We start from the raw sequence: 17,599 nt of genomic DNA on the forward strand, positions 1-17,599 counted from the left end.
TAAACCTGGCTCAGCATCACGAGTGCGATCAGCAAGGCGATGTTGCGCGCGAGCAGCGTCCTCGGCAGCGCCCGCTGCCAGAGCGCGCGCGTCATGGTTCGACGTCGGCGGCGAGCATGTAGCCGACGCCCCACACGGTGCGGATGAAACGCGGCTTGGCCGGATCGTCCTCGACAATCTGCCGCAGCCGCAGCACCTGCACGTCGATGCTGCGATCGAGCGCGTCATGGTCGCGCCCGCGGGCGCGCGCGAGCAGATTGTCGCGGCTCACAGCACGATTCGGCGACGACGCGAGCGCGACGAGCAGCAGCATCTGCGCCGAATGAATCTCGAGCGGTTCGCCCGCGCGCCGCAGTTCCTGCTTGCCGACGTCGAGCGTGAAGTCGCCGAAACGCACGCGCTGCGAGGTCACGGTAACATCGCCCGCGGCCATCTTCTGGCGCCGCAGCAGCGCGTTGATGCGCGCGACCAGTTCGCGCGGCAAGAACGGTTTCGCGAGGTAATCGTCGGCGCCGGTTTCGAGGCCGGTCACGCGGTCGAGCGGATCGCCCTTCGCGGTCAGCATCAGGATCGGCAGCGTCTCGCCTTGCGCGCGCAGCTTCGCGCAGATTTCGAGGCCGTCCTCTTCGCCGATCATCAGATCGAGCACGAGCAGATCGAACGGCTCGCGTTCGAGATAGCGGTACAGCCGCTTGCTGTCTTCGGCGGCGCGCACGTCGAAGCCGTGGCCGCGCAGAAAGCGCAGCAGCATGTTGCGCAGTTCGGCTTCGTCGTCGAGCACGATGATTCTGGCGGGGCGTTCCATGCGCAAGCTCCTCGTAGCGGGCGCCGGCTCGCGCCCTGCGCGACCGCTGCGACCTCGGCGACCCCGCCCCGGCCGCAACCGGCGCCGTTGAACCAGCATAGGACATGCGTCAGGCGCCCACGCCTCGTGAATTCCCGCTGTCCGAACGCAGGGAAGACAGCGCCAGCAGGACGGTTCGCACGATGTATTCAGCGCTACACGTAAAGCTTGCAGCGCTTTGCACTTTCTACCGTCACGCCTGCCGCGCCGACACCTGCTGCCGGGCGCGCTTGCCGTTGCCGCAATGGGCGGGAAGCCCTGCGCGCGGGCAGGAACGAAGTTTGCTACGTAACGCCGGTTCGCGCGGGGCTAACCACCCATTTCTTCCGGAACCCTCAGATGAGTTACCAGGATATCGATAAAGAAATCGCTCACCTCGAAATCGTCTTCAGCCTGATTTCCACGCGCGACCGTTTTCCGCTGTCGTACTGGCATCAACGGCTGCATGCGCTGACCCGTTCGTCGACGATGCTGCCGACGCAACGCCAACGTCTCGCGCAACTCGAAGCGACGCTGCGCTCGGTCGGCGCGACACGGAACCTGGCCGGCGCCAAAACGCGGCGGCCTCGCGGCCTCGGCTATGAACCTCCAAACACGCTCGTCCCCGACGCTTAAGCCGTTAGAATCCGCGCGCCGAGCGCCAGCACGAGTGCCGGCACCATCACGAACACGCCGGCCTTGAGGAACTTCGCGAAGCTCACGTCCTCGCCTTCGCGGCGAATCGCGTTGAGCCAGAGGATCGTGGCGAGCGAACCGGTAATCGACAGGTTCGGCCCGAGGTCGACGCCGATCAGCAGCGCGTCGATCACGCGCTCGGGGCTGTGCGCCTGCAACACCGTCGAACTCGCGATCAGGCCGGCGGGCAGGTTGTTCATCAGGTTGCTGCCGAACGCGACGATTGCGCCGGCCCAGCCCGCCGCGGCCATTTCGTTGTGTTCGGTCGCGCGCCGCAACGCGGCCGCGAGCGTCGCAATCACGCCCGTGTGATCGAGCATCTCGACGAGCACGAACAGCGCGGCGACGAGCGGCAGCACGCTCCACGAGATTTCGCGGATCATCGGCAGCGGCGATTTGCGCTCCTTGATAAGTACGACGAGCGCGGTCAGCGTGCCGAGGATCGCGGTCGGCATGCCGAGCGGGATGTCGTACGCGGAGACCGTCAGCAACGCGGCCGCCGTTACCGCGATGCCCGCGAGCGCGACGCGCCCGCTCGCCGACAGCATCACCGCCTCGAGATTCGCCGCGCAGACGCCGGCCAGCGCCTCGCGCTGGGTCCAGCGCAGCATCACGAAGGTCGCGCCGATCGACAGCAGCGACGGCAGCGTGAAGCGCAGCATCCACGGCCCGAGCGGCGGCGTGTGATTGCCGTAGAGCACGATATTGGCCGGATTCGAGATCGGCAGCACGAAGCTCGCCGCATTGGCGACGAACGCGCAGACGAACAGCAGCGGCAACGGCGGCGTTTTCGCTGTCTTCGCGGCCGCGAACACGGCCGGCGTGAGCACGACCGCGGTCGCATCGTTGGAAAGAAACGCGGTAATCACGACGCCGACCAGGTACACGAGCACGAACAGCTTGCGCGGCGAGCCGCGCGCATGGTTGACCGCGAGCACCGCGACCCAGTCGAACAGCCCCTCGCGGCGGCCGACTTCCGAGAGCAGCATCATGCCGAACAGGAACAGATAGACGTCGCTGCCCTTGCCGATCGCCTCGACGGCGAGCGACACGGGCAACAGGCCGAGCGACACGAGCAGCAGCGCACCGGCGACGGCCCACACGGCCTCGGGCCATTTGAACGGCCGCGCGATGACACCGGCGGTGGCAAGCGCGGCAATACCCCACGAAAGAAACACGGAATTCACGAAGTCGGCCCGGCTGAAGGGTTGCGCGGATTGTGCTTTGCCTGATACAACCCGCTTGTTGGGGTCACAAATTACCACAGCGCCTCGCCCGGCGCGCCAGGCTTTCAAAGCTGTCTTTCAAAGCCATTAGCGTCACGGCGACAACAATCTGTTTTCGCTCACCCGTCTATTCAGTTTCCATGGGTGTCCCTACTATCCGCACTGATGCGCGATCCGTCGCGCGCAACCGACACGACACGATGCCCACTCGACCTTCCGATGCCGTCCGCTACAACGGCGCGGCCATCGCGCTGCACTGGCTGATCGCGGCGCTGATCATCTGCGGTTTCTATATCGGCTGGATCATGACCGATATCCCCGGCTTTACGCCCACGAAGCTCAAGTACTTCTCGTGGCACAAGTGGATCGGCGTGACCGTCTTCGCGCTCGCGGTGCTCCGCGTGCTCTGGCGCGCTACGCACCGCGCGCCCGCGCTCGACGACGCGACGCCCGGCTGGCAGAAGGCCGCCGCGCATCTCGTGCACGGCGTGCTGTATCTGCTGATGCTGGCGATTCCGCTGTCCGGCTACTTCTATACCTCGGCGGCCGGCATTCCGGTCGTGTATCTCGGCCTCGTGCCGCTGCCGACCTTCATCGGCCCCGACCAGGCGCTGAAGGCGACGCTGCGCACGGTTCACGTGCTGCTCAATTACACGCTGCTCGCGCTCGTCGCCATGCACGTGCTCGCCGCGCTCAAGCATCAGTTCATCGATCGAGACGGCCTGCTCGCCCGCATGGTGCCGTTTCTGAAGACGCGCGCATGACCGCACGAAGCGACACGAAGCGACGCGCAGGCTTCGGCCAGCCCGCCGGCACCCGATTGACTACGACCCGTTGGCAATCTAATTCCGCGCGGTATGCAATGAACGCGCGCGACTCGGATAGGATGCGTACCACCATGAAAGCGACCCTTCACCACTTCCATCACGCCGCCCAGCGCGCCGCGCTCGCCGGCCTCGCCGCGTTTTCCCTGTTCGGCGCGGGCCTCGCGCACGCCGACGTCGATCTCGCCAAAAGCAGCGTCGTTGCCACGACGAAACAGATGAACGTGCCCGTCGACGGCAAGTTCAAAAAGTTCTCGGCGCAACTGAACTTCGATCCGGCCAAACCGACGGCGGGCAGCGCCAACGTGTCGATCGACACCGCGAGCTACGACCTCGGCGCCGACGACTACAACAAGCAGGCGCAAGGCAAGGAATGGTTCGACAGCGCGGCCTTCCCGAACGCGACCTTCGTATCGAGCGCGATCGCGCCGGCCGGCGGCAACCAGTACAAGGTGACCGGCAAGCTCACGATCAAGGGCAAGTCGCAAACCGTCGTGGTGCCGGTCGTGATCGCGAGCCAGGGCGCGACGCAAACCTTCGACGGCTCGCTGCCGATCAAGCGCACGCAGTTCGACGTCGGCACCGGCGAGTGGAAGGACACCTCGGTCGTCGCCGATGAAGTCGTCATCAAATTCCACCTCGTTTCCACGAAGAAATAACGCGGAACGCAGCATCGCAATACGCAGTACCGGATACGCAGCACCGAAGCACGACGGCATGTCACACGACCGCCGTACCACGACACTTTCTGAAATCTGGAGTCCACCTTGAAAAAATCCTTCCTGCTCGCCGCGGGCGCGCTCGCCGCTGCGCTGTCGTTCAACGCGATGGCCGCCGACACCTACGTGCTCGATCCGACCCACACGTCCCCGAGCTTCGAGGCCGATCACATGGGCGGCGTCTCGATCTGGCGCGGCAAGTTCAAGAAGAGCAGCGGCACCGTGGTGCTCGATCGCGCGGCGAAAACCGGCACCGTCGATGTGACGATCGACATGACCTCGGTCGACATCGGCAACGACAAGCTCAACGAGGAACTCGTCGGCGAGAAGTTCTTCGACACCGCGAAGTTCCCGACCGCGACCTACAAGGGCACGCAGATCCGCTTCGACGGCGACAAGCCGGTCGAAGTGATCGGCACGCTGACGATGCATGGCGTCACGAAGCCGGTCAATCTGAAGATCGAATCGTTCAAGTGCATTCAGCACCCGATGCTCAAGCGCGAAGTGTGCGGCACGGAATCGACCGCGACGTTCAACCGCGACGACTTCGGGGTCGACTTCGGCAAGGCGTACGGCTTCAACATGAAGACGACGCTGCATATCCAGGCTGAAGGCATCAAGCAGTAAGGCAGGCCCGACGTAACGGGCATGTAGCAGACACGTAGCACCCATCGCGGGCGCGCCGTCGGGCGCCCGCGATGTCGTTTTCAGTGGGCCGCGGCGGCGCTCGGACGATGAGCGCCGGCAAGGTACCATGACGGTTTGGCAGACCGCGACAGACACAGCGCGGCGCCGGCATCGATCGTCCGATCGTCCAACCGTCATTACCCGCGCGTCCACCGCTTCATGAATTCTCCGCCCCGCCGCATCGCGCATCTCGACATGGACGCGTTCTACGCGTCCGTCGAGCTGCTGCGCTATCCCGAGCTGCGCGGGCGCGCGGTCGTGATCGGCGGCGGCCGCAACAGCGCACCGCAGGTGCTCGAAGACGGCAGCAAGCGCTTCGCGAAACTGCGCGATTACGCGGGCCGCGGCGTCGTTACCACGTCCACCTACGAAGCGCGCGCGCTCGGCGTGTTTTCGGCAATGGGGATGATGAAGGCCGCCGCGCTCGCGCCCGACGCGATCCTGCTGCCGACCGACTTCGACTCGTACCGCCACTACTCGCGCCTGTTCAAGGCCGCGGTCAGGACGTTCACGGACCGCATCGAGGATCGCGGCATCGACGAAATCTATATCGACCTCACCGAGCTGCCCGGCGAGCCGCGCGACCTCGGCATGCGCATCAAGCAGGCCGTCAGACAGGCGACCGGCCTCACGTGCTCGATCTGCGTCGCGCCGAACAAGCTGCTCGCGAAAATCGGCTCCGAACTCGACAAGCCCGACGGCCTCACGCTCCTCGCGCCGGCCGACATCCCGCTGCGCGTGTGGCCGCTGCCGGTGCGCAAGGTCAACGGCATCGGCCCGAAGGCCGCGCAGAAACTGACCGCGCTCGGCATCGCGACGGTCGGCGATCTCGCCGCCGCCGACGCGGGGCTGTTGCAGGACCATTTCGGGCGTAGCTATTCGGCCTGGCTCATGCAGGTCGCGCAGGGCCACGACGAGCGTCCGGTGGTGGTCGAATCGGAGCCGAAATCGATCAGCCGCGAGACCACCTTCGAGCGCGATCTGCATCCGCGTCATGACCGCCCGGCGCTATCGAGCGCGTTTACGGGGCTGTGCGTGCGCGTCGCCGACGATCTCGCGCGCAAGGGCTACGTGGGCCGCACGGTCGGCATCAAGCTGCGTTACGACGATTTCCGCACGGTCACGCGCGATCTGACGCTCGACGACCCGACCGCCGACGCCGCCGAGATTCGCCGCGCGGCCACCGAATGTCTACGGCGGGTGGAGTTGAACCGCAAGCTGCGCTTGCTGGGCGTGCGCATCAGCGCGTTGATGCCGGCGAGCGAAGCGGCGCTCAAGCCGCGTTTGCCGGTTCAGGCCGACTTGCCCTTCGCGAGCGACCCATAGGTCGTATCGGCCGTATCGGTCGGCACACCCACCGCATTCGCAACCGGGCGTGCGGGCGCCTCGGGCGGCATCTCGCCCGGCACCGCTGTCGCCGCCACCGAAAACGCAAACGTGTTGACGCCGTTCGCGCTCTGCGCGGACACGGTGCCGCGATGCATCTCCGCGATCGCCTTTACGATCGCGAGCCCGAGCCCGTGGTTTTCGCGGCTGTTGGTGCGCGAGGCTTCGGCGCGATAGAAGCGGTCGAACAGATGCTCGAACACGTCCGGCGCGATCGGCGCGCCCGGATTCGCGACGGCCACGCACCACTGGCCGCTCATGCGGCCTTCCCCGCGCGCGATCGTCACGCTGATCGACGCGCCCGGCTCGCAATGCTGGATCGCGTTCATCAGCAGATTCGTGCAAGCGCGGCCGAACAGCGAGCGGTTCACGCGCGCGAGCGCATCGCCATGCAGTTGCGCATGCACGCGCGCCTCTTCGAGCGGAATCTCGAGAAACTCCAGCGTATGCGCGACTTCCGCCGCGAGCGATACCTCGACGAGCCCGGTCGCGCGTTCGCCCTGATCGGCGCGCGCGAGAAACAGCATGTCGTTGATGATCGCGCGCATGCGCTCGAATTCCTCGAGGTTCGATTGCAGCGTATGGCGCAGATCGTCGACCGAGCGGTTGCGCGTGAGCGCGACTTCGGTCTGGCCGATCAGGATCGTCACCGGCGTGCGCAGTTCGTGCGCGACGTCCGCGTTGAACGATTCGAGGCGGCCATAGGCGCCGTCGAGCCGTTCGAGCGCGCCGTTGAACGAGTTCGCGAGGTCGTTGAGTTCGAGCGGCAGCGACGCCGTGTTGAGCCGTTGCGAGCGATTGTTCGGACTCACCGCCGAGGCGTCGCGCGTGAGACGCGTGAGCGGCGCGAGCCCGATGCGCGTGACCGAATAGCTGAGCAGCAGCACGGCGAGACTGCCGAGCGCGGAAAGCGCGGCAAGCGTCGAGCCGAACACGCGCATCGTGCGCAGATTCGGCGAATAGCTCGACGCGACCTGCAACTGCACGGGTGGCCGCGAGGCATTGGCCGCCAGCGTCATCGTGAACGTCAGCATGTCGGGACCGCCGTCCGCCGGCGTGATGCGCGCGTAGCCATCGGGCCAGCTTTTCATGACCGTGCCCTGCACCGGCGTGCCGAAGCGGAAATTCGGGTCCTCGCTCGACACCGCGTACACGGTGCTGCTGTCGTGCGGCGTCATGTCGGTGAGTTTTTCGCGGGCGATGCGCCATTTGTCGGCCGTGCTCGCGTGATAGACGATGATGCGCGCGATCTGCGTGCGATCGTCGAGCGATTCGCGCAGATGGTGTTCGAGCTGCGTGCGCAGCACGAGAAAGAGCCCGGTGCCCACGAGCGTGAACACGAACAGCGCGACGAACGCGAACATCAGCGCGAGACGCCGGGCGATCGAGCGGTTCATGACGGCTCGGCCTCTTCGCGCACTTCGAGCACGTAGCCCATGCCGCGCACGGTGTGCAGCAGCTTCGAGGGGAACGGGCCGTCGAGCTTCGCGCGCAGCCGCTTGATCGCGGTTTCGACGACGTTGGTGTGGCTGTCGAAATTGACGTCCCACACGAGTTCGGTAATCGCGGTCTTCGAGAGAATATCGCCCTGGCGGCGCGCGAGCACGCTCAACAGCTGGAACTCTTTCGCGGTCAGATCGAGCCGCACGCCGTCGCGCGTCGCACGGCGGCCGATCAGATCGACGAACAGATCGCCGACCGAAATCAGCGTGGATTCCTGCGAACGCGTGCGGCGCGCGAGCGCATGCAGACGCTCGACGAGTTCGAGAAACGAAAACGGTTTGGTCAGATAGTCGTCGGCGCCTTCGCGCAGACCGCGCACGCGGTCGTTCACGTGATCGCGCGCGGTCAGCATGATGACCGGCGTCGACTTGCGCATGCGCAGCGCCTTCAGCACGCTGAAGCCGTCGCGCTTGGGCAGCATCACGTCGAGGACGATCACGTCGTAATCGAATTCGGTTGCCAGATGCATGCCTTCCTCGCCGTCGAGCGCGACGTCGACGACCCAGCCCTGCTCTGTCAAACCGGAGCGCAAGTAGTCCACGACCTTGTGCTCGTCTTCAACAATCAGCAATTTCATGCGTGTCCCCTGTCGGCCGTGGCCAGTGCTTCAGCATCGGCTACGGTCCCTTGCAACGTCGCTGCCCGACCTTGCATTATACGAAACGACCCTTGATTCTTGCTGCCAGCGGCGCCGGCCTGGGCGCAGGCCTCGGCCTTGATTTGGGCCTGGCCTGGCTCTGCCACGGCCCGGCCCCGCGTGCCGAGCGGCGGGCTTCGCGAGATAGCAGGTCAGCGCGCGGGCGCCGGTGTCCGCTGCGGTTGCGCGCTAGCCGGCAGGTTGGCTACGTTCGTGACGTTCGCTGCGTTCGTCGCATTCGCGGCCTGTGCGCCGCCGCTACGGCCATCATGACTGCCGCCGTTACCGTTGCCATTCGCGCCACTGCTGCCGGCGCCATCCGTCCCGCCTGCGGCACCTGTACCGCCCGCATCCCAGCCGCCGCCGAGCGCCTTCACGAGCGCGACCGACACCGTCAACTGCTGGCCATGAATCTGCACGTCCTGGCGCTCGCTCGTGAGCAGCGACTGTTGCGCATCGATCACGTTCAGATACGCGACGAGACCGCCCGAATAGCGGTCGTTCGCGAGCGACAGCAGCCGCTGCGCATCCTCAACCGCCTCGCTCGACTGCTTCGCCGCGCCGTCGAGCACCGACAGTCCGGTAATGCCGTCCTGCACCTGCTGGAACGCGCTCAGCACCGTCTGCCGATAGTTCGCCTCGGTGGCCTTGTAGCCCGCGCTCGCGTATTTGACGTTGGCCGCGCGCCGTCCGCCGTCGAACAGCACCTGGCCAACCGTCGCGCCGAGCGTCCACATCAGCGTCGGCGCGGTGAGCAGATTGGCGAACTCGGTGCTCTCCCAGCCGATGCCGGGCGTGAGCGTCAGACTCGGGAAAAACGCGGCCTTGGCCACGCCGATCTGCGCGTTGGCCGCGGCCATCGCGCGTTCGGCCGAAGCCACGTCGGGCCGCCGTTGCAGCACGTCGCTCGGCACGCCGAGCGGAATGGCCGGCGCCTTGATGTCGACCACCTTCGGCTCGATCGCGAACTGCGGAGCCGGCACGCCGACCAGCGCGGCGATCGCATGCTCGTACTGCGCGCGCTGGTTGAGCAGCAGTTGCGCCTGCACGCGCGTCGCATCGAGCTGCGATTTCTGCTGCAGCACGTCGAGCCCCGACACCGCGCCGAGATCGTGCTCGGAGCTCACGTAGTCGAGCGCTTTCTGTTGCAGCTTGACCGACTGGTTCAGCACGTCGATCTCGGCGTCGAGCTCGCGCAGCGAGAAATAGTCGCTGGCCAGATCGGTCGTCAGCACGAGGCGCGCATTCGCGAGATCGTCGGCAGACTGTTCCGCCGACGCCTTCGCGCCCTCGACCTCGCGGCGGATGCGCCCGAACAGATCGGTGTCGTAGCTGATCGTCGGCCCGAGCTGGATGTTGTTCTGCACCGTCGATTGCGTCGGCGTCGCGTAGTTCGTGAGCGGCCGGTCGTGCGAAATCCGGAAGCGCGAACCGCTTGCGCCGAGATCGACTTCGGGCACGCGCTGCGCGCTCAGGTTCGCAAGCGTCGCGCGCGCCTGCTCGTAGTGCGCGCTCGCCGCGACGAGCGTCTGGTTCTGCGCGAGCGCCTCGGCTTCGAGCGAGGTGAGCGTCGGATCGGCGAAGCTCGTCCACCAGTCGGGCGCGATCGGCGCATGCGAGGGCGCGGCGACGCGCCAGAACGAATCGGTGTGCCAGTCCGGCGGCACCTCGGCCTGCGGGCGCTGATAGTCCGGGCCGACCGTGCAGGCGGCGAGCAGCGCCGCGCCGGCGAGCGCGCTCAGCGCGGCGAGCGCGCCGCCGCGTGCCCGCTTGCGCGCAGGTTCCCGCGCCCGCTCCCGGCATGAAGCCGCGAACATCACGACGCCTCCTTGCCGTTTTTCCCGGTCGGCTCGATCTGCACGTGATCGCCGTCGGCAATCGAATCGCTCGGGTTGATGATGATGTGATCGGTCAGCGCGACGCCGCTGTCGATTTCGAGCGTCTGCCCGAGGTCCTGCGCGATCACGACTTTGCGCAGGCTCACGTTGCCCTTCGCATCGACGACCGCGACGCGCGGACCTTCGGCGCGAAACAGCAGCGCATTGCTCGGCACCGTGAGCCGCGCCTGGGCGGCCGCGGGCACCGCGACCTGCACGTAGGCGCCGGGCCGCAGCTTGTCGTCGGGATTCGGCAGCGTCACTTCGATTTGCAGCGAGCGCGTCGGCACGTCGATCGCGCCCGACATGTGCGTGATCTTGCCGTCGAACTGCTGCCCCGGCAATTCGGCCTGCGTGACCACCACCTTCTGCCCGACCGCGACGTTCTGCGCGTAGGCCTGCGGCAACTGCACGTAGACGCGCAGCGGGTCCGACTGCGCGAGCGCGAACAGCGCGCGGCTCGTGCCGCTGCCCGCGTCGATCAGATCGCCGACGTCGACGTTGCGCTGCGTGACCACGCCCGTGAACGGCGCGACGATCCGCTTGAACGATTCGAGCTGCTGCAGACGCTTGACGTTGGCATCCGCGGCGGCGAGATTGGCGACGTCCTGCGTATACGTGCTTTGCCGTTCGTCGAGTTCCTGCTGCGAGACCGCATCGCGTTGCCGCAATTGCTGCCAGCGTTCGAGCGAGCTTTTCGCGAGGCCGAGGCTCGAACTGGTCTGCTGACGCTGCGCCAGCGCCTGCGCGAGTTCCTGGTCGATTTCCGGCGTGTCGAGTTCGGCGAGCAGTTGGCCCTGCTTCACGTGCGCGCCGATATCGGCGTACCAGTGCAGCAGATAACCGGTCGAGCGCGCGTAGATCGGCGATTCAACGTAGCCGCGCAACGTGCCCGGCAGCAGCGTGCTGCCGCCGCTGTCGGTCTCTTTCGGCATGACGACGTTCACGTACTGCACGGCGTTCTGCTGCGTGGTCGCCTCGACCTCGCGGCTTTGCAGCACGTTGGCGATCACGGTGCGCAGCGCGCCGAGCGCGAGCAGCACGAGCACGATGCAGACCGCGATCTTCGCGCGTTTCCATTCGCGGTGACGCGGTGGCAGCATGTGCTCCCCTTCTTCGGTTTCCCGCGGGGGAATCGCTAGCGATGCATGGTTTTTTTCGGTCATCTCAGTCAACCATCGTTTAACTTTTACGCGGGCGTCGCCGCGCCGCTATGCTCGGGCGCCGGGCTGCCGCCGCCGTTGCCATTGCTGTCGTCATTGCCGTCATTGCCGCCGTCGTGGTCGCCGCCCTCTTTCTTGCGGCGCGCGAGACGGCCATGAATGCCCGCGAACACGAGCGGCACGAAGAACAGCGTGGATACCGTCGCGAACAGCAGGCCGCCGATCACCGCACGGCCGAGCGGCGCGTTCTGCTCGGCGCCTTCGCCGAGACCGAGCGCCATCGGGATCATGCCGATAATCATCGCGAACGCGGTCATCAGCACCGGGCGGATCCGGCTCGCGCCGGCCTCGATCGCGGCCGTGAGCGGCGGCGCGCCGGCCGCGAGCCGCTGGCGCGCGAACGCGACCATCAGAATACTGTTGGCGGTCGCAACGCCCATCGTCATGATCGCGCCGGTCAGCGCGGGCACGCTCAGATGCGTGCCCGTGAGGAACAGCATCCATACGATGCCCGCGAGCGCCGCCGGCAACGCGCTGACGATGATGAGCGGATCGACCCACGACTGGAAGTTCACGACGATCAGCAGATACACGAGCACGATCGCCATCGCCACGCCGAGCCCGAGCCCGAGGAACGAGCTGCGCATCGTCTGCACCTGGCCGCGCACCGTGATGGTACTGCCGCGCGGCAGCGACGCGCGCACCTGGTCGACGAGCTTGTCGACCTGATTCGCGACGCTGCCGAGATCGCGCTTCTCGACGCTCACGTACAGGTCGATCACCGGGCGGATGTTGTAGTGCGTGATTTCCGCGAACTGCTGCTGCGGCGTCACCTTCACGAGGTTGCCGAGCAGCTGCGTCGGGCCGAAGGCCGAGGTCGACACCGGCGTGCGGAGCAGTTCGTCGATCGACGATACCTGGTACTGCGGCGTTTGCACCGCGACCTTGTATTCGACGCCGTTCCGGTTGTTGATCCAGAAGCCCGGCGAAGTCTGCGAGCTGCCCGAGAGCGAAATGAGCACGTTCTGCGCCACGTCGTTCGCGCTCAGGTTCAACTGTTGCAGACGCGTGCGGTCCATGTGCAGATCGATCACCGGCTCGTCGAGCTTCTGCTGGATATGCGTGTCGACCGTGCCGGGAATCAGCCGCACCTGCTTGAGCAGCTTGCTCGCGATGTCGAAGTTGCCCTTCTGGTTCGCCCCGGAAATCTGCACGTCCACCGCGGCGGGCAGCCCGAAGTTCAGGATCTGCGTGACGATGTCGGCCGGCTGGAAGAAGAACTCGACGCCCGGGAAACGCTGCGGCAGGATCGTGCGCAGCTTGTCCATATACATCTGCGACGGCTTGTGGCCTTCGTTGAGCGCGATCTGGATTTCGCCATCGAGCGTGCCGATCGTGCCCGAGTTGCTGTACGACATGTTGATGCCGCTATACGGCAGGCCGAGGTTGTCGAGAATCGTGCCGAGCTCCTTCGGCGGCACGACTTCGCGAATCACTTTCTCCACCTCGTCGGCGAGCCGCGCGGTTTCCTCGATGCGCGTGCCGGTCGGCGCGCGCAGGTGCAGACGGATGTCGCCCGCGTCGACGCTCGGGAAGAAGTCTTCGCCGAGCACGAAGAAGAGCCCCATCGACAGCACGCAGAACCCGAGGAACAGCGTGCCGAACATCTTGCGACGCACGAGCAGGCTGCTCAGGATCACGATGTAGGCCGCGCGCATGCGCTCGAAGCCCGCGTCGAAACGATGATAGACGCGCATGAACAGGTTCGGCTTCGCGCCGGCCTTCGGCTTGTGCGCGTGCCCCATCAGCAGCATCGCGAGCGTCGGCACGAGCGTGCGCGAGAGGATGTACGAGGCGAGCATCGCGAACACGACCGCTTCCGCGAGCGGCACGAACAGATAGCGCGCGACGCCGGCGAGGAAGAACATCGGCACGAACACGATACAGATACACAGCGTCGAGACGAGCGCCGGAATCGCGATTTCGCCCGCGCCGTCGAGAATCGCATCGTGCAAATTGGAGCCCATGTGCAGATGCCGCTCGATGTTCTCGATCGTCACGGTCGCGTCGTCGACCAGAATCCCGACCGCCAGCGCGAGCCCGCCGAGCGTCATGATGTTGATGGTCTGCCCGAGCGCGTGCAGCACGATCAGCGACGAGAGGATCGACAGCGGAATCGAGATCGCGATGATGCAGGTGCTGCGCCAGTTGCCGAGAAACAGCAGGATCATCGCGGCGGTCAGCGCGGCGGCCACCAGCGCCTCGCGCACCACGCCCTGCACGGCCGCCTTCACGAACACCGACTGATCGAATAGCGCGGTGATCTGCAGATCGGACGGCAGCACCGCACGCGCCCCCGGCAACAGCGCTTTCAGCCGGTTGACGATCGTCAGCGTCGAGGCGTCGCCGTTCTTCAGCACCGACATCAGCACGCCGCGACTGCCGTTCTGCCGCACGATGTTGGTCTGCGGCGAATAACCGTCGCGCACGTGCGCGACTTCACGCAGATAGGTGGTCGCGCCGTTGACCGTGCGCACCGGAATGTCGTTGAGCCCTTCCAGCGTCGGCGGCGAGCCGTTCATGTTGACCGTGTATTCCTTCGGCCCGATCTTGGCCGTGCCGGTCGGCAGGATCAGGTTTTGCGCGTTGAACGCGTTGACCACGTCGATCGGCGTCAGCCCCTTGGCGAGCAGCGCCCGCGTGTTGAGGTCGACCGAGATCAACCGCGACTTGCCGCCGTACGGATACGGCACGGCCGCGCCCGGAATCGTCACGAGCTGCGGGCGCAGGAAGTTCAGCGCGGTGTCGTTGAGCGCCTGCTCGGAGAGCTTCGGGCTCGACAGGCCGAGCTGGATCACCGGAATCGCCGACGCCGAGTAACTGATGACGACCGGCGGCGTCGCGCCGGGCGGCATCTGCTTCAACTGCGACTGCTCGACGGCCACGGTCTGCGCGATCGCGGTCTGGATGTTCGCGTTCGGCTGGAGAAACACCTTGATGATCGAGATGCCTTGCAGCGACTGCGATTCGATGTGCTCGATGTCGTTGACGGTGGTGGTCAGACTGCGCTCGTTGACCGACGTCATCCGGTTGGCCATGTCTTCGGCCGACAGACCGGTGTACGTCCAGATGATGCTGACCACCGGAATGTTGATTTCCGGCAGCACGTCGACGGGCGTGGTGAACAGCACGAAGGGCGTCGCCAGCACGATCAGAATCGCCATCACGATGAACGTGTATGGCCGCTTAAGTGCTACGTTGACGATCCACATTGAAACGGGCCAGAGAGAATGCAGGTGGAAGGGAGAGCGAAATCCCGCTTATGCTAGATCGGTAGGACCAACACCTGCATGACACCAAAATGGCTAAATTGTCAGGAAGGTGGATGTAAGGTGATTGGATGTTTTGCGGGGGTGCGGCGTGGGTGGAAGGTTGCCGCGGATTTAAGGGCACGCAAACGTTTTTTAATTAGAATTGGGCGCAGTTAAGGGAGTGCTTGCTGATTTGTGGGTGGCCGTCGTATGAAATATTGCGAAATGTGCGTTCGGTTTTCTGTGGGGTGTTTTTGTATTTGTAAGGTCGGTTATTTCGGGTTTTGACTCTTTGCGGTGTGGTGCTGGTCCAGTTCTTCCGGTGTCAGGTAGATGCGGGTGATCGTCACCGAACGCAGATTGTCGGCTGTTTTCAGGCTGGCGTAGTCAGGCGGGTCGTTCCGGCCTTCAAAATAGAAGTCCGCGTAGACGTCGAATGGTGAGTCGGCTGGCAAAGGCAAACGATATGAAAGTCCGACATGGTTGCGGTCGCCGAGAAAGTCGCCCATTCCGGGATTAAAGAAACGGCCCTGTTCTTTTCGTACGCCGTCAATCAGCTCGCCGTATACAAGCCGATGGAGTCCGAGGTAGGTTTCGTAATTTTCCTTTGCGAGGTGGGGTCTGAGATGATCGCTCACCTGCAGCTGAAAATATTTGACAGTGGGCTTGCGGTCAGTCTGCCTCGTCTTATCGAATGCAAATTCAATCGACATCCTATTTCCTGGGTAGTAAATGTAGGAGAGTTCTGAGGCGCTTTCATAGGGACCGTCCTGATATTTTCCAAGAATCCACTGTACATCGTCGAAAGTGATTTCTCCGGCACCCCACCGCAGTCCTGTTTTCATCGCCTGAAGCATTTGTGCCTGCTGCTCATTCGTCATGTCATGTTTTGGCAGCATCACTGGTATTTCACTTTGCCCCATTGTTGAGAGTTGACTGCGATCCAGCAATTGAAGCGAGGCGGCTTGCGTTGTAGGCGAGTGCATATTTGCGACTGCACTGATTATCAGCAATGTTTTGAGGTTCATTTCCCGTCCAATAAATTCCAGCCAGCTCTCTACATAAAGAAGTATCGTTTTGACGAAACAAGGGGCATCGGGAAGCATGGCTTCCAGACGTCCATTGCCGGAAGCAAGCGATACGCTTTTCCTTCGCGTGCCTCGTGGCACGAAATATCCTTTACGTAGATCATCACTCCGGCTTCTGAGTCTTCGCCATGCGGCGTTGGTCAAGTTCCTCTGGCGTCAGATAAATTCGGGTGATCGTCACCGAGCGCAGGTTATCGGCTGTTTTCAGGCTAACGTAATCGGGTGGGTCATCCCGGCCTTCAAAATAAAAGTCCGCGTAGACGTCGAACGGTGAGTCCGCAGACAGCGGCAAACGATATGAAAGTCCGACATGATTGCGGTCACCGAGAAAATCACCCATTCCGGGACTAAAGAAGTGCCCCTGTTCTTTTCGTACCCCGTCAATCAGCTCACCGTATACAAGCCGGTGAAGTCCAAGGTAGGTTTCGTAATTTTCCTTTGCAATATGGGTCTTGAGATTACCATTTACCCGAATCTGAAAATACCTGACGGTAGGTTTACGATCAGTTAGCCTGGTCTTATCGAACGAGAATTTGATCGATACCCTACTGTCAGGATAGTACATATAGGCAAGGGCAGAGCCGGTATCGTAGGGACCGTCCTGATACTTTCCAAGAATCCATTGCACATCGTCAAAAGTAATTTCTCCGGCAACCCATCGCAGACCTGTTTTCATGGCCTGAAGCATTTGTGCCTGCTGTTCATTCGTCATGTCTTGTTCGGGCGGCATCATTGGCATCTCACTTTTTCTCATCGTGAGGGGTTGACTGCTGCCCAGCGATTGAGGCGAGGCGGCTTGCGTTATAGGCGAGTGCATACTTGCGGCTGCACTGATTATCAGCAATGTTTTGAGGTTCATTTCCCGTCCAATAAATTCCAGCCAGTTCCCCGCATAAAGAAGTATCGTCTTGACGAAATAAGGGGCATCGCGGGTAATTGCTTTCAGATACCAATTGCCGGAAGCAAGCGATACGCCTTTCCTTCGCTTGCCTCGTGACACGACATATCCTTTACATAGGTCATTACTCCGACTTCTGACTCTTCGCCATGCGGCGCTGCTCCAACTCTTCCTGGGTCAGATATCTGCGGATGAACATCACGGAGCGCAGGTTATCCGTCGTTTTCAGGCTGGCGTAATCGGGCTCGTCATTCTCGCCTTCAAAATAGAAGTCCGCGTAGACGTCGAACGGTGAGTCCGCCGACAGCGGAAAACGATATGAAAGCCACACATGATTGCGATCGCCAAGAAAGTCACCCATTCCGGGATTGAAGAAAGTGCGCTGTTCTTTTCGTACTCCGTCAATCAGTTCCCCACGTACAAGGCGATGGAGTCCAAGGTAGGCTTCGTAGTTTTCTTTTTCGAGGTGGGTCTTTAGATAATCGCTTACCCGCAACTGGAAATATCTAACCGTGGGATTGCGGTCATTCAGCCTTATTTTATCGAATACAAATTCAATCGACATCCTGTTTCCTGGGTAGTAGACATAGGAAAGACCGGAACCGGTATCGTAGGGACCGTCCTGATATTTCCCGAGAATCCACTGCACGTCTTCGAAAGTAATTTCTCCAGCAACCCACCGCAGACCTGTTTTCATAGCCTGAAGCATTTGTGCCTGTTGTTCACTCGTCATGTCTTGTTCGGGTGGCATCATTGGCATC

At 63.4% G+C, this 17,599-nt stretch carries 15 protein-coding genes; 5 read left to right on the forward strand and 10 right to left on the reverse strand.

Annotated elements, in window-relative coordinates; genetic code table 11:
• Positions 1 to 91: 91 nt before the first annotated feature.
• Positions 92 to 805: a response regulator gene (locus GXB81_RS21280; protein ID WP_167043904.1), complete on the reverse strand. Its 714-nt coding sequence runs from the start codon at positions 803 to 805 to the stop codon at positions 92 to 94.
• Positions 806 to 1,183: 378 nt separating this feature from the next.
• Here GXB81_RS21280 and GXB81_RS21285 point away from each other — a divergent pair, with 378 nt between their 5' ends.
• The gene (locus tag GXB81_RS21285; RefSeq protein ID WP_167043901.1) at positions 1,184 to 1,459 is read left to right on the forward strand and encodes a hypothetical protein; all 276 of its coding nucleotides are present in this window, start codon (positions 1,184 to 1,186) and stop codon (positions 1,457 to 1,459) included.
• On the opposite strand, the gene GXB81_RS21290 is transcribed toward GXB81_RS21285, so the two are convergent.
• Positions 1,456 to 2,706 carry an arsenic transporter gene (locus tag GXB81_RS21290; protein ID WP_205990248.1) on the reverse strand — a complete coding sequence of 417 codons (1,251 nt, stop codon included), beginning with the start codon at positions 2,704 to 2,706 and terminating at the stop codon, positions 1,456 to 1,458. The two genes, GXB81_RS21285 and GXB81_RS21290, sit on opposite strands and share 4 nt — an antisense overlap.
• A 239-nt stretch (positions 2,707 to 2,945) precedes the next feature.
• Between GXB81_RS21290 and GXB81_RS21295 the strand changes: the two genes are divergently transcribed.
• The 4 genes from GXB81_RS21295 to dinB all read left to right on the forward strand — a co-directional run bounded on the left by GXB81_RS21295 (position 2,946) and on the right by dinB (position 6,301).
• A complete protein-coding gene (locus GXB81_RS21295; protein ID WP_167043895.1) occupies positions 2,946 to 3,509 on the forward strand; it encodes a cytochrome b in 564 nt (187 codons plus the stop codon).
• A 134-nt stretch (positions 3,510 to 3,643) separates the two neighbouring features.
• Entirely contained in the window at positions 3,644 to 4,228 is a 585-nt protein-coding gene (locus tag GXB81_RS21300) for a YceI family protein (protein ID WP_167284832.1), read from the forward strand.
• A 108-nt stretch (positions 4,229 to 4,336) separates the two neighbouring features.
• Positions 4,337 to 4,915: a YceI family protein gene (locus GXB81_RS21305; RefSeq protein ID WP_167043888.1), complete on the forward strand. Its 579-nt coding sequence runs from the start codon at positions 4,337 to 4,339 to the stop codon at positions 4,913 to 4,915.
• A 219-nt stretch (positions 4,916 to 5,134) separates the two neighbouring features.
• Entirely contained in the window at positions 5,135 to 6,301 is a 1,167-nt protein-coding gene (gene dinB, locus GXB81_RS21310) for a DNA polymerase IV (protein WP_167043885.1), read from the forward strand.
• Here dinB and GXB81_RS21315 read toward each other — a convergent pair.
• The 8 genes from GXB81_RS21315 to GXB81_RS21350 all read right to left on the reverse strand — a co-directional run bounded on the left by GXB81_RS21315 (position 6,268) and on the right by GXB81_RS21350 (position 17,592).
• The gene (locus GXB81_RS21315; protein WP_205990249.1) at positions 6,268 to 7,758 is read right to left on the reverse strand and encodes a heavy metal sensor histidine kinase; all 1,491 of its coding nucleotides are present in this window, start codon (positions 7,756 to 7,758) and stop codon (positions 6,268 to 6,270) included. The genes dinB and GXB81_RS21315 overlap by 34 nt on opposite strands.
• Positions 7,755 to 8,441, reverse strand: coding sequence for a heavy metal response regulator transcription factor (locus GXB81_RS21320; protein WP_013591770.1), 687 nt, complete (start codon positions 8,439 to 8,441; stop codon positions 7,755 to 7,757). Before GXB81_RS21320 ends, GXB81_RS21315 begins: the two co-directional genes overlap by 4 nt.
• 212 nt (positions 8,442 to 8,653) lie before the next feature.
• Entirely contained in the window at positions 8,654 to 10,318 is a 1,665-nt protein-coding gene (locus GXB81_RS21325; protein ID WP_241016462.1) for an efflux transporter outer membrane subunit, read from the reverse strand.
• Complete coding sequence (locus GXB81_RS21330; protein WP_205990250.1) at positions 10,318 to 11,544, reverse strand: efflux RND transporter periplasmic adaptor subunit; 1,227 nt, start codon at positions 11,542 to 11,544, stop codon at positions 10,318 to 10,320. The genes GXB81_RS21325 and GXB81_RS21330 overlap by 1 nt, the downstream gene beginning before the upstream one ends.
• Before the next feature lie 23 nt (positions 11,545 to 11,567).
• Positions 11,568 to 14,813, reverse strand: a complete 3,246-nt coding sequence (locus GXB81_RS21335; protein WP_205990251.1) for an efflux RND transporter permease subunit — start codon at positions 14,811 to 14,813, stop codon at positions 11,568 to 11,570.
• Positions 14,814 to 15,124: 311 nt separating this feature from the next.
• Positions 15,125 to 16,021 (reverse strand): hypothetical protein, encoded by an 897-nt coding sequence (locus GXB81_RS21340; protein WP_205990252.1) that lies wholly within the window; start codon positions 16,019 to 16,021, stop codon positions 15,125 to 15,127.
• A 22-nt stretch (positions 16,022 to 16,043) separates the two neighbouring features.
• Positions 16,044 to 16,940: a hypothetical protein gene (locus GXB81_RS21345; RefSeq protein WP_205990253.1), complete on the reverse strand. Its 897-nt coding sequence runs from the start codon at positions 16,938 to 16,940 to the stop codon at positions 16,044 to 16,046.
• A gap of 22 nt (positions 16,941 to 16,962) precedes the next feature.
• Complete coding sequence (locus GXB81_RS21350; protein ID WP_167284824.1) at positions 16,963 to 17,592, reverse strand: hypothetical protein; 630 nt, start codon at positions 17,590 to 17,592, stop codon at positions 16,963 to 16,965.
• Between the last annotated feature and the right edge of the window lie 7 nt (positions 17,593 to 17,599).

Origin of the sequence: Paraburkholderia sp. Ac-20336 (assembly GCF_017105025.1) — a bacterium.
Lineage (GTDB): Bacteria > Pseudomonadota > Gammaproteobacteria > Burkholderiales > Burkholderiaceae > Paraburkholderia.